Source organism: Marinobacter sp. R17 (assembly GCF_003789045.1).
GTDB classification, from domain to species: Bacteria; Pseudomonadota; Gammaproteobacteria; order Pseudomonadales; family Oleiphilaceae; genus Marinobacter_A; species Marinobacter_A mangrovi.
Genome location: NZ_RHGZ01000012.1, coordinates 48,347 through 61,444, shown reverse-complemented (window position 1 = coordinate 61,444; position 13,098 = coordinate 48,347). Strand labels below are relative to the sequence as shown.

Below are 13,098 nucleotides of genomic sequence, written 5' to 3'. Positions count from 1 at the left end.
CGGGATCAGAAGTCCCGCGGCAGGTAGCCGAGGTCTTGCCACTCCTGGTACTGCGCCTGGAACGCCTTCTGGCTCTTCAGGACACGGGCAAAGTCTGCGTCCTTGTCCGCTTCCTGCTTGAGTACTTTTTCGGTGACGTCTTCCAGTTCGTGCAGGACCGGGTCCGGCAGCTTGCGGGTTTCGGCACCCTTGCTCTTCATGAACTCGATGGCCTTGCCCTGGTACGCTTCAGCGCTGGCCAGGTTGCGGGTGACACTGGCCTGGCAGGTCAGGTTGATCAGCTTCTTGTCGGCGTCGCTGATGGCGTCCCATTTGTCTTTATTGACGATCAGGTGGAACGCGGCGAACGGCTGGTGCCAGCCGGGGAAGTAGTTGTACTTGGCCACTTCGTAGAAGCCGAGCTTCTCGTCGACGGTGGGCAGGGAGAATTCGGAGGCGTCGATGGCGCCTTTTTCCAGGGCCTGGAAGATCTCACCGCCCGGCAGAACGGTCACGGACGCGCCCAGCTCCTGCAGGATGCGTCCGCCGATGCCGGCGTAGCGGATCTTGAGGCCGTCGATGTCGTCCAGACTGTTGATTTCCTTGTTGAACCAGCCGCCGGTTTCCGGGCCGGTCAGGCCGCACAGAACCGGGTGGACGTTGTTCTTCTCGTAGATCTCCTCAGCCAGTTTCTGGCCGTCGCCGTCGTACCACCAGGCCATGTATTCCCAGGGTTCCATACCGAATGGCACGGCGGAGAACAGGGTGGAGGATGGAATCTTGCCCTGGTCATAGCCGATCCAGGTGTAGCCGGCTTCCAGTTTACCGGTGCGCACGGCGTCGGTGATGTTCAGGGTCGGCACCAGCTTGTTGGGCTCGAAATGCTTGATGATGATGCGGTTATCGGTGACTTCCCGGAGGTCGTCCAGAACTCCCGGAATGGTATCGCCCAGAGCCGGGAGATTGCTGCCGTAGGCGGCCTGCATCTTCCAGCGGATTTTCTCAGCCCCCAGGGCGGGAGTGGTGGCAATGGCTGCAGCCAGGCCACAGACGGACAGGAACGCGAGGGATTTGCTCGTCTTTATCATTGTGACTTCCTTCTATTGTTGTTGTGTGCAGGGACTTATCTGCCGTAGGGGCTTATAACAATCCTTGTGCCAACGATAGAAAGTACTTAAAAAACAATAATATGTCGTTTTTAGAGTAAGGGTTTCCTGCTACGCAAAAGCCGAAGTGTCTGGAAATCCGGACATAAAATAGGGGTGACGTTACGGACTCGGTGATTCGAGGGTCCGAAGGGAGTGTCTGCTAATTCGGACACTGTCTGAAAATATGGACACCCTGGCCGAATGGCCGCGATTCGGGTGACCTCGTCAGATCAAAGCCCGTATCGGGCCATCTTCTCGTAGAGGCTCGCGCGGGAGATCCCCAAGATGCGTGCAGCGCGGGAACGGTTGTTGCCGGTCGCGTCCAGCGCTTTGCGAATGCCGTCCCGCTCGGCGCGGGCGACGGTTTCCTGTAGCGTCTCGATGCCGGCAGCGCCGGCGGACTCGTGCAGCCGGTCCGGCGCCGGTGGCAGGAAGTCTTCGGCCTGGAGGATCGGGCTCTGGGCGAAGATGAAGGTGCGCTCAAGGGTGTTCTGCAATTCGCGAACGTTGCCGGGCCAGGCGTGATCGCGCAGGTAGTCCAGGGCTGCGGCGCTGAGCCACTTGGGGGACATGCCCAGATTGTGGGCAATGCGATCGATCATGGTGTTGGCGAGCAGTTCGATGTCTTCCATCCGGTCGCGCAACGGGGGCACCTCGATGGGCAGGACATTGAGCCGATAGTAGAGATCCGCCCGGAAATCACCGGCATCCACCATGGCTTTGAGATCCTTGCTGGTGGCGGCGATGATGCGGACGTCGACCCGGATCACCTCGTTGGAACCCAGCGGTTCGAACTCCTGCTCCTGCAGGACCCGCAGCAGCTTGCTCTGCAGGCTTTGGGGCAGGTCGCCCACCTCATCCAGGAACAGCGTACCCTTGTCGGCCAGCTGGATCTTGCCTTTGCGTCCCTTACGGTCGGCGCCGGTATAGGCGCCGGGCGCCACCCCGAAGAATTCCGCCTCCATCAGGTTGTCCGGCACCGCCGCCATGTTGATGCTGACGAACGGCCGTTCGGCCCGAACGGAAGCATGATGGATAGCATGGGCCAGGACCTCCTTGCCGGTACCCGTTTCCCCAAGCAGGAGGACGGTGGTGTCCAGCTCGGCCGCCCGCCGGGCTCGTTGCAGCAGCTGCTCTACCGGTGCGCTCTGGCCGATGAAATCGGCAAAGGTGTACTTGGTGTCCCGCATATTGGCGAGTTGGCGTTCAGCGGTGCTGGGGACACCGCGCAGGCGGCCGTATTTCTCAACGAACGCCTTCAGGTAGTCCATGTCCTTGTAGAACACGAAGCCAATGCCGCCGATCACCCGGTCGGCCTGATCGCGGATGGGGATGCGTGTGACCACCATCCAGGTTTCCCGGCTGCGCAGCAGGTCCAGCAGGATGGGCTGACCACTGCGCACCACCTGGCGCATCATACTGTTGGGGATCAGCTCTTCGACGGGCTGTCCGCGGACGGCGAGATCCCGGTCGATGCCGAGGACGTCGCGATACTTGTCGCTGATCCAGAGCACGTGGGCGTGGTCGTCAACGATCAGGCTGCCTTCGCAGATGTGGTCGAGAAGCGTGAGCAGGGGGCTCTCAGAGAGGTCTGAAAGATCCTCCAGGGTGAATCCGGATGCGCGTGTCATAACGGTCCCTGTCGGCCGCCCGGGGACGGACGGCCGTTAGCCGGTATTATTGTTTGAGTTCGGGAAGATTTTCAAAATACCGGAGCGCTTCGGGATTCGCCAGTGCATCCTTGTTTTTCACCGGCTCGCCGTGGACCACGTTGCGGACCGCCAATTCGACGATCTTGCCGCTAATGGTGCGGGGTATGTCGGCAACCTGCACGATCCGTGCGGGAACGTGCCGGGGTGTGGTGTTGGCGCGAATGGTTTGTCGAATCGTCTGGGCCAGATCGTCATCCAGTGTCACACCGTCGCGCAGCCGGACGAACAGCACCACACGGACATCGTCGTCCCACTGCTGGCCGATGGCGAGCGCTTCCAGAACGGCATCGACTTTTTCTACCTGCCGATAGATTTCAGCCGTGCCGATGCGCACGCCGCCGGGATTGAGCGTGGCGTCGGAACGGCCATGAATCAGCACGCCGGTTTGCGCGGGGGTGGTGGCGGTCGCCGGATGAACGCTCAGCTCCCCGTAGTCGCCGTGGGCCCAGACGCCCGGGAAGCGGCTGAAGTACGCGTCCTCGAAGCGGGCGTTCTCTGGATCGTTCCAGAAGCCGACCGGCATGGACGGGAAGGCGTTGCGGCAGATCAGCTCGCCTTTGCCCTCGGCCAATGGATTGCCGTCGTCGTCAACGAACGCCACGTCCATGCCCAGACTGATGCATTGCAGCTCGCCGCGATAGACCGGCAGGTTCGGGTTGCCCAATGCGAAGCAGGCGACAATGTCGGTGCCACCGGAAATACTGGAGACGCAGACGTCCGGTTTCACGTCCCGGTAAAGGTAATCGAAACTTTCGTGAGAAAGCGGGCTACCGGTGGAGAGCAGGGCGTCCAGCGCTTCCAGGTTGTGGCTTTCCCGCGGTTTCAGGCCGGCTTTTTCACAGGCGGCGTAGTATTTGGCGCTGGCGCCGAACACGCGGATCTGTTCCTTCTCGGCGATGTTCCAGAGCACTTCCGGCTCGGGCGAGAACGGGGAGCCGTCAAACAGCACCAGGGTGGCTCCCAGGCTCAGGCTGCTGACCAGCCAGTTCCACATCATCCAGCCGCAGGTGGTGTAGTAGAACACCCGGTCGCCGGCGTGGACGTCGGTGTGCAGAGCGTGTTCCTTGACGTGCTGGAGCAGGGTGCCGCCAATGCCGTGAACGATGCACTTGGGAACGCCGGTGGTGCCGGACGAATAGAGAATATAGAGCGGTGCATTGAACGGCAGGCGGGTGTAGTGACATTCCCGGTCGGCTCGAAGAGCCTCGTCCCAGGTCATGCCGACGATATCGTCCGGCCAGGGACAGTCGTCGCAGTTGTCGATGCGGATCAGCCGGGCAAGGGAGGGCAGTGAATCGACAATGTCCCGGACCCGGTTGCGGGTATCGATCACCTTGCCGTTGTAGTGGTAGCCGTTGATGGCGATCAGCACCTTGGGCTCGATCTGACCGAATCGATCGATCACGCCGTTGAGTCCGAAATCCGGGGAGCAGGAGGACCACACGGCGCCCAGTTGGCTGGCGGCGAGCATGCCCACAACCGCCTCGATGCCATTGGGGACGAATCCGGCGACCCGGTCGCCTTCGCCCACACCGGCCGATTTCAGGGCCCCGGCCAGGGCCTGGGACTTGTGGCGCAGGTCGTCGAAAGTGACGATCCGCCGGCGGCCATCCTCACGGTGCTCAATGATGGCCACGCCGTCCGGATTGCCCCGGGCCAGCAGGTTTTCTGCGAAGTTGAGTCGGCTCTGGGGGAAAAAGCGCCGGCCCACGACCGGAAAACCGTCCTCCGATACCGGACCGTCCCAATCCCCGAGAACGCCGAATTCATCCACCAGGTTCTCCCAGAACCGGTCGGCGTGTTCGACACTCCAGGCGTGAAGTCCTTCGTAACCCGGCGCCATGCCCGGGTATTGCCGGCGCAATCGGTCTTCAAACTGCGTCAGGCGGGTGTGTGCGATGCGATCGTCACTGGGTTGCCAGAGCGGCGTTTTGGTCATGAATTCTACCCCGTGGTCAAATCGTCTTCGGTCAGGTGCGTTGTCAGAGCTTTGCCGGTGCGCGATGGGTTGGGGCGGCCCAGCATTTCGCAGATTTCCTGGCCCACCCGGGCGACGGCATGAAGATCGACGCCGGATTCGAAGCCCTCTCCCTGCAGCAAGTAAAGCACATCTTCGGTGGCGACATTGCCGGTGGCGCCTTTGGCGTAAGGACAACCGCCGAGACCGGCCACGGCGCTGTCGAAGATGCGGATGCCCCGCTCCAGGCCGGCGTAGATGTTGGCGATGGCCTGGCCGCGGGTATCGTGACAATGCAGGGCCAGGTTCTCGGTGGGCATCAGCGGCAGGGTGGCATCCAGCAGGGCGTGGATTTCACGGGGACGGGCCACGCCGATGGTGTCACCCAGGGAGACTTCGTCCGCGCCCAGTTCCAGGAGCTTCTGGACCACATCGGCCACCTGACCCGGTGCGATCGGGCCTTCATAAGGACACCACACGACGCAGGAAACATAGGCCCGCACCCGCTTGCCCGCAGATTTGGCGCCGCTGACCACCGGTTCGAAGCGCGCGACGCTCTCCTCGATGGAGCAGTTGATGTTCTTGCGGTTGAAGCTTTCGGATGCCGCGGTGAATACGGCGATCACATCGGCATCGGCAGCCAGCGCCGCTTCCAGCCCCTTGCTGTTGGGCACCAGGACCTCCGCCGAGACGTCGTCCCGGCGGCGGATGGCCTGCATGACCGCATCGGTATTGGCCATCTGCGGGACCCACTTGGGGGAAACGAAGCTGCCGGCCTCGATTCGCGACAGCCCCGTATCGGCCAGCGCGTTGAACCAGCGGGCCCGGTCCTCATGGGAAACCGCCGTTGACTCGTTCTGCAGCCCGTCCCGCAGGCCCACTTCCACCAGCGTTACTTTCTCGCCCGTCATGCGTCTTCCTCCGCTTCAAAGTCCACCAGGACCTGGCCGGCACCCACACTGTCGCCCTCGGCGCAGTGCAGCGCGACGACGCGGCCCTGTGCCGGAGCTTTCAGGCTGTGCTCCATTTTCATGGCTTCCATGACGACCAGGGTCTTACCCGGTTCGACCGTCTCTCCCTCGGTGCAGTTCACCGCAATCACCCGGCCGTGCATCGGCGCGGTCAGGTGAGCGTCGCTGTCGGCGTCCTGGACCTGCTCCTCGGGGTGGTTGACCAAGGCCGTCCAGGACATGTTGCCGGCGAAGAGTCCGAGCTTTTCGCCGTGACTGGCCCAGGACAGACGGACCTGGCGACCATTCAGCTGAACGACCAGGGCCGCGTGATCGGCCGGATGCCAGGAGAGCGTCAGCTCCGGTGAATCGCCTTCGGAATGGAGTCGGGCCTGTCGATCACTGATCATCTCATAGCCCAGCGTGCTGTCCTGATCGCCAATGCGCAACTCACAGCGTTGTTGGCGGGGCCCGCCGAGGCGGAAGCTGTCCTGCATCGACCATGGGCCGGGGGCACTTTCTGACCGGGCGTCCTGCTGCCAGGCGAGCCAGCTCAGGGCCTGCTGTTCCTCCGGTGTGAATTCCGGGGTGCGCAAGGCGTCAGCGTGGGTCTCGATGAAGTGGGTCGTCAATTCGCCGTTGGCGAAATCGGGTTCGCGCAGGACGCGGGCAACGAAATCGGTGTTGAGCGTCACACCCATGACCTCGTATCGGGCCAGCGCGTCGATCAGACGCAGGCGAGCCGTGTCCCGATCCTCGCCCCAGGTGATCACCTTGGCCAACATGGGATCGTACCAGGGGGTGATGTCCTGACCTTCGGCGACGCCGGAATCGATCCGGACATACGGCAAATCGACAGGTTCTCGTAGATGGTGAAGCCGACCGGTAACGGGCAGGAAATCGTTATCCGGGTCCTCCGCATAGACGCGCGCTTCCAAGGCATGGCCACGGCAGGTCAGTTCGTCCTGGGCCCAGGGCAGGGCTTCGCCTTTGGCGACACGGATCTGCCATTCCACCAGGTCCAGTCCGGTGATCAGCTCGGTGACCGGGTGCTCCACCTGCAGCCGCGTGTTCATCTCCATGAAATAGAAATAGCCGCCAGGCTCGTAAAGGAACTCCACTGTCCCTGCGCCCACATAGCCAATGGCTTCGCCGCAGCGCACCGCGGCCTCGCCCATGGCCTTGCGCACGGCCTCGGGAATGCCCGGTGCCGGGGCTTCCTCGATGATCTTCTGGTGGCGACGCTGGACGGAGCAGTCCCGGTCGAACAGGTACAGCCCCTTGCCGTGGCTGTCGAACATCACCTGGACTTCCACGTGGCGCGGGTTTTCCAGGTAACGCTCCATCAACAAGTGATCGTCGCCGAAGCTGGAACTGGCCTCCCGCTGGGCGGCGGCGATGGCTTCTTCCAGTTCATCCATCCCGCGAACGACCCGCATGCCTTTGCCACCGCCCCCGGCGCTGGCCTTGATGAGCATGGGGAAGCCGGTGTTCTCCGCTTCTTCACGGAAGCGGGCCAGGCTCTGGCCGTCGCCGTGATAGCCCGGCACCAGTGGCACGCCGGCTTCGGCGATCAGCGCCTTGGCCGCGCTCTTGGAGCCCATGGCGGCGATGGCCGACGCCGGAGGCCCGATAAAGCGGATGCCTTCCGCCTGGCATTGCTCGGCCAGCGAGGTGTTTTCCGACAGGAAACCGTAGCCGGGATGGATGGCGTCTGCCCCGTGTTCTTTGGCGGCCGCGAGGATGCGGTCGACTTTCAGATAGCTCTCGGCGGCGGCGGCCGGGCCGATGGCGACGGCCACATCGGCCTGGCGCACGAACGGCGCGTTGCGATCGGCTTCCGAGTAGACCGCAATACAGCGAATGCCCATGGTCTGCGCCGTGCGCATCACGCGCAGGGCGATCTCGCCCCGGTTGGCAACCAGGAGGGTGCGAATGGCGTGTTCAGTCATCGGGTTACTCCTGGATCCAGGCAGGTTGGCGTTTTTCCAGGAAGGCCCGCAGACCCTCCTGACCCTCGTCACCGGTCCGCAGTCCGGCGATCAGTTCGGCGGTATAGCGGATCAGCGCCTCGTCCGGCCCGTCCATCTGGGTGCGGGCCACCAGCGACTTGCAGGCCTCGAGGGCGACCGGACCATTGCGCAGCAGACGTTCCACGAGGGTGTTGATGGTCTCGTCGATGTCCTCGGCGGCGACGACTTCATGAACGATCCCCAGTTGTACGGCGTCGTTTGCCGGAATTTCCTCGGTGGTGAGGAAGTACCTGCGCGCCTGACGCGGACCGATGGCGCGGACCACGTAGGGACCGATAGCCGCCGGCGCCAGACCCAGGCGTGCTTCGCTCAGGCAGAAGCGGGCATTGTCGGTGGCGATGGCGATATCGCAGGCGCAGATCAGTCCCAGGGCACCGCCGAAGGCCGCGCCCTGGACGCGGGCAATGGTCGGCTTGGGTAACTGGTCCAGCGTCTGCATCAAGCCGGCGAGGGCCAGGGCATCGTCCACATTGGCGTCGCGGCTCAGTTCGGCAGTCTGTTGCATGTAGTTCAGGTCGGCGCCGGCGGAGAAGTGCTTGCCGTCGCCCTGCAGGACCACGACCCGGCAGGCGGGATCGTCGCCGGCCGCGATCAGCGCATCCCGCAAGTCGCGCATCACGCTGTCGTTAAAAGCATTGCGCTTGCCCGGCCGCGCCAGGGTAATCCGGGTGACCCCGCGACCGTCGGTTTCGGTGCGTACAGCCTGTTCAGTCATGGTGATCTCCTGGTTACATCCGGAAGAGGCCGAAGCGGGTGTCTTCGGGCGGCGCATTGAGGGCGGCCGACAAGCTCAGCCCCAGCACCCGGCGGGTGTCGGCCGGGTCGATGACGCCGTCGTCCCACAGGCGCGCGCTGGCGTAGTAGGGGCTCGACTGGTGCTCGAACTGGTCGATGATCGGCTGCTTGAACGCCTGTTCTTCGTCGTCACTCCAGCTTTCGCCGCGACGCTCCTTGCCGGCGCGCTTGACGTCGGCCAGCACGCCAGCGGCCTGTTCGCCGCCCATGACCGCGATACGGGCGTTGGGCCACATCCACAGGAAACGGGGTTTGTAGGCCCGGCCGCACATGCCGTAGTTACCGGCCCCGAAGCTGCCTCCGATGATGACCGTCAGCTTCGGCACCCGGGCGCAGGCGACGGCGGTGACCAACTTGGCGCCGTGCTTGGCGATGCCGTCGTGTTCGGCCTGCTTGCCTACCATGAACCCGGTGATGTTCTGCAGGAAAATCAGCGGAATACCGCGCTGGCAGCACAGTTCCACGAAGTGGGCGCCTTTCTGGGCGGATTCGGAGAACAGGATGCCGTTGTTGGCGATGATGCCCACCGGCATGCCGTAGAGGTGGGCAAAGCCACAGACCAGGGTCGATCCGTAGCGGGCCTTGAACTCATCGAATTCGGAACCGTCGACGAGTCGCGCGATGACTTCATGTACGTCGTAGGGGGTTTTCAGGTCGCTCGGGACGACGCCGTACAACTCATCCGGCGAATACAGCGGTTCGGCCGGCTCGCGCAGGCGAACCGTCTCCGGGCGCCGGAAATTGAGGTTGGCAATACACTGGCGGGCCCGTTCCAGAGCCTCCGCCTCGGTGTTGGCGTAGTGATCCGCCACGCCGGAAATGCCGGTATGCACATCCGCGCCACCGAGTTCCTCCGCGCTGACGGTCTCGCCCGTAGCGGCTTTGACCAGCGGCGGGCCCGCGAGGAAGATCGAACTCTGTTCGCGCACCATGATGCTCTCATCCGCCATGGCCGGCACATAGGCGCCGCCGGCGGTGCACAGGCCCATCACCACGGCAATCTGCGCGATGCCCTTGGCGGACATGTTGGCCTGGCGATAGAAAATGTGGCCGAAGTCCTCCTGGTCCGGGAACACTTCGTCCTGGCGCGGCAGGTTGGCGCCGCCGGAATCCACCAGGTAGATGCAGGGCAGGTGGTTTTCCTCGGCGATGGTCTGTGCGCGGATGTGCTTCTTGACCGTCAGCGGATAGTAGGTGCCGCCTTTCACGGTGGAATCGTTGGCGACGATCATGCACTCGATGCCGTGGACCTGCCCGATGCCGGCGATCACGCCCGCAGCCGGAACATCCTCTCCATAGACGTCGTCCGCGGCAAACGCGCCGATCTCCAGGAACGGCGAGCCCGGGTCCAGCAGCCGGTGGATGCGCTCCCGAGGCAGCATTTTGCCGCGGTCGGTGTGGCGCTTTTGGGCCTGTTCGCCGCCGCCTTTGGCGATGGTGTCATGACGGTCCCGGCGTTCGTCGCAGAGCGCCTGCATCGCGGCCTGACGCTCGCTGAACTCCGGCGATTCGGTCTGGATCTTGGAATGGAGGATAGCCATGGGACCCCTTACCGTGATTCGTTGAACAGTTCGCGACCAATCAGCATGCGGCGGACTTCCTGGGTGCCGGCACCGATCTCATAGAGCTTGGCATCCCGCAGCAGGCGACCGGTGGGGAACTCGTTGATGTAGCCGTTGCCGCCGAGGATCTGGATGGCTTCCAGCGCCATTTTGGTAGCCCGCTCTGAAGTGTAGAGGATCACGCCGGCGGCATCCTTGCGGGTGGTCTCGCCGCGGTCGCAGGCCTGGGCCACGGAATAGAGATACGCCCGGCAGGCAGCCAGCTCGGTATACATGTCCGCCAGTTTGCCCTGGATCAGCTGGAACTCGCCGATGGGCTGGTCGAACTGCTTGCGCTCGTGGACATAGGGCACCACGTTGTCCAGGCAAGCCTGCATGATGCCGATGGGGCCGCCGGAGAGAACGACACGCTCGTAGTCCAGGCCGGACATCAGCACGCGCACGCCGCCGTTTTCCTGGCCGAGGATGTTTTCTTCCGGGACTTCCACGTCCTCGAAGATCAGCTCACAGGTGTTGGAACCGCGCATGCCCAGCTTGTCCAGCTTCTGGCCGCGGGAGAAGCCTTTCCAGTCCCGCTCGACGATAAAGGCCGTGATACCATGGGGGCCTTTGCTGGTGTCGGTCTTGGCATAGATCACATAGGTGTTCGCGTCGGGCCCGTTGGTGATCCACATCTTGTTGCCGTTGAGGATATAGCGGTCGCCTTTCTTGTCGGCGCGCAGCTTCATGCTGACCACGTCGGAACCGGCGTTGGGTTCGCTCATGGCGAGGGCGCCGATGTGCTCACCGCTGACCAGCTTGGGCAGGTATTTGGCTTTCTGCTCGTCGTTACCGTTGCGGAAAATCTGGTTCACGCACAGGTTGGAGTGGGCGCCGTAGCTCAGTCCGATACTGGCGGAGGCCCGGCTGATTTCTTCCATGGCCACCGTGTGGGCGAGGTAGCCCATGCCGCTGCCGCCGTACTCTTCGCTGACGGTCATGCCGAGCAGGCCCATCTCGCCAAGCTGTGGCCAGAGTTCGTTGGGGAACAGGTTGTCCCGGTCCACGTCGGCGGCCCGGGGCGCGATGCGGTCGGTGGAAAACTGGTTGACCTGGTCCCGAAGCATGTCGACGGTCTCGCCGAGTCCGAAGTTGAGGGAGGTGTACTGGCTTTTCATGGTGGTTCTGACTCCTGCCGGTAAAATCTGTCGTTTACGTTAACGTCAACCTTGGGGCGAAGGCGATCGCAATGACCGCCCGGCATCAACCGCCGAGGTTCAATTCATCGATGCTGATTTCCCGCATCCGGAACTTCTGGATCTTGCCGGTGACGGTCATGGGGAACTCGTCCACCAGCTTGATGTATCGGGGGACTTTGTAGTGGGCGATCTTGCCCTTACAGAATTCGCGGATCTCGTCTTCCGTGGCCTGTTTGCCTTCGGCCAGCTTGATCCAAGCCATCACTTCCTCGCCGAATTTTTCGTCGGGAATGCCGATCACCTGGGCGTCGGAAATGGCGTCGTGGGTGTAGAGGAATTCTTCAATCTCGCGGGGGTAGATGTTCTCACCGCCGCGAATGATCAGATCCTTGATGCGGCCGGTAATCGCAACGTAGCCGTCCTCGTCCATCGTGGCCAGGTCGCCGGTGTGCATCCAGCGGGTCACGTCGATGGACTTGCGGGTGGCTTCGTCGTTGTTCCAGTAACCCAACACCACGCTGTAGCCGCGGGTACAGAGTTCCCCTTTCTCGCCGCGGGGCACCAGGTCGCCGGTTGCCGGATCGACGATCTTGATCTCCAGGTGCGGGTGGATGGTGCCCACGGTGGTCACGCGTTTGTCCAGCGGCGCGTCCGGCTCGGTCTGCAGACTGACCGGACTGGTCTCGGTCATGCCGTAGCAGATGGTCACGTCGGTCATGTGCATCTGGTCGATCACCTTGCGCATGATCTCGGCCGGGCAGTTGGAGCCGGCCATGATGCCGGTGCGCAGCGTCGACAGGTCGAAGCTCGCGAAATCCGGGTGTTCCAGCTCGGCGATGAACATCGTGGGTACGCCGTAAAGGGCCGTGGCTTTCTCCCTCTGCACCGCGGTGAGGGCGGCCACCGGTTCAAAGCCTTCGCTGGGGTAGATCATGGTGGCGCCGTGGGTAATGCAACCCAGGTTGCCCATGACCATGCCGAAGCAGTGATAGAGCGGTACCGGAATGACCAGCCGGTCCTTCTCGGTGAGGTTCATCCGGCGAGCAACGAACAACCCGTTGTTGAGAATGTTGTGGTGAGAAAGCGTGGCGCCCTTGGGCGCGCCGGTGGTGCCGGAGGTGTACTGGATGTTGATCGGGTCGTCGAACTGAAGTTTGGCCTGGCGGGCACGGTAGTCGGCATCTGACGTTTGCGGCGCCAGGGCGATCACCTCATCCCAGTGCCACATGCCCGGCGCCTTGTGGCTGGCGTCGAGGCAGATCACCTGCTTCAGGTCGGGCAGGGTGTCACTGTGGATGCGCTCCTGGCGGGCGTCATTCAGGGCCGGAACCAGTTCGGTCATCATGCCCACGTAATCCGACGTCTTGAACTGACCCTGCAGGATGAGCACGGAGGCGCCCGAATGCCTGAGCGCGTACTGCACTTCATGCACCCGGTAGCTGGGATTGATGTTGACCAGGATGGCGCCAATCTGGGCGGTGGCAAACTGGGTGATGCACCATTCGGCGTTGTTGGGGGACCAGATGCCCACCCGGTCGCCTTTCTCGATGCCCATGGCCATCATGGCCCGGGCGCATTCATCCACGGCAGCCTGCAGTTCACGGTAGCTGTAACGGCGATCCTGATGATGGACGATCAGCGCGTCCGTGTCCGGGAAGCGACGGGCTGTGTCGTCAAATTTCTCACCGATGGTCATACCCAGCAGGGGCGTTTCGCTGACCCCGCTGACATAGCTCTTCTGCATCGTCATAACCCACCTGAAATCTTGTCTTTGTTGTGGTGTG

9 protein-coding genes are annotated in these 13,098 nt (G+C 63.0%); all 9 read right to left on the bottom strand.

What is annotated here, in order from left to right; genetic code table 11:
* Positions 1-5: 5 nt before the first annotated feature.
* A complete protein-coding gene (locus EB809_RS10440) occupies positions 6-1,067 on the bottom strand; it encodes a TRAP transporter substrate-binding protein (protein WP_123634762.1) in 1,062 nt (353 codons plus the stop codon).
* Between the two features lie 290 nt (positions 1,068-1,357).
* Positions 1,358-2,758, bottom strand: coding sequence for a sigma-54 interaction domain-containing protein (locus EB809_RS10435; protein WP_123634761.1), 1,401 nt, complete (start codon positions 2,756-2,758; stop codon positions 1,358-1,360).
* 46 nt (positions 2,759-2,804) lie between these two features.
* Positions 2,805-4,778, bottom strand: a complete 1,974-nt coding sequence (locus EB809_RS10430) for an acetoacetate--CoA ligase (RefSeq protein ID WP_123634760.1) — start codon at positions 4,776-4,778, stop codon at positions 2,805-2,807.
* 5 nt (positions 4,779-4,783) lie between these two features.
* Complete coding sequence (locus tag EB809_RS10425; RefSeq protein ID WP_123634759.1) at positions 4,784-5,707, bottom strand: hydroxymethylglutaryl-CoA lyase; 924 nt, start codon at positions 5,705-5,707, stop codon at positions 4,784-4,786.
* Entirely contained in the window at positions 5,704-7,698 is a 1,995-nt protein-coding gene (locus tag EB809_RS10420) for an acetyl/propionyl/methylcrotonyl-CoA carboxylase subunit alpha (protein ID WP_123634758.1), read from the bottom strand. The genes EB809_RS10425 and EB809_RS10420 overlap by 4 nt, the downstream gene beginning before the upstream one ends.
* Before the next feature lie 4 nt (positions 7,699-7,702).
* A complete protein-coding gene (locus tag EB809_RS10415; protein WP_123634757.1) occupies positions 7,703-8,494 on the bottom strand; it encodes an enoyl-CoA hydratase-related protein in 792 nt (263 codons plus the stop codon).
* A 13-nt stretch (positions 8,495-8,507) separates the two neighbouring features.
* Positions 8,508-10,052 carry a carboxyl transferase domain-containing protein gene (locus tag EB809_RS10410; RefSeq protein ID WP_407944044.1) on the bottom strand — a complete coding sequence of 515 codons (1,545 nt, stop codon included), beginning with the start codon at positions 10,050-10,052 and terminating at the stop codon, positions 8,508-8,510.
* Positions 10,053-10,123: 71 nt separating this feature from the next.
* On the bottom strand, positions 10,124-11,293 hold the full coding sequence (locus tag EB809_RS10405) for an isovaleryl-CoA dehydrogenase (protein WP_123634755.1): 1,170 nt from the start codon (positions 11,291-11,293) through the stop codon (positions 10,124-10,126).
* A gap of 85 nt (positions 11,294-11,378) precedes the next feature.
* A complete protein-coding gene (locus EB809_RS10400; protein WP_123634754.1) occupies positions 11,379-13,064 on the bottom strand; it encodes an AMP-binding protein in 1,686 nt (561 codons plus the stop codon).
* Between the last annotated feature and the right edge of the window lie 34 nt (positions 13,065-13,098).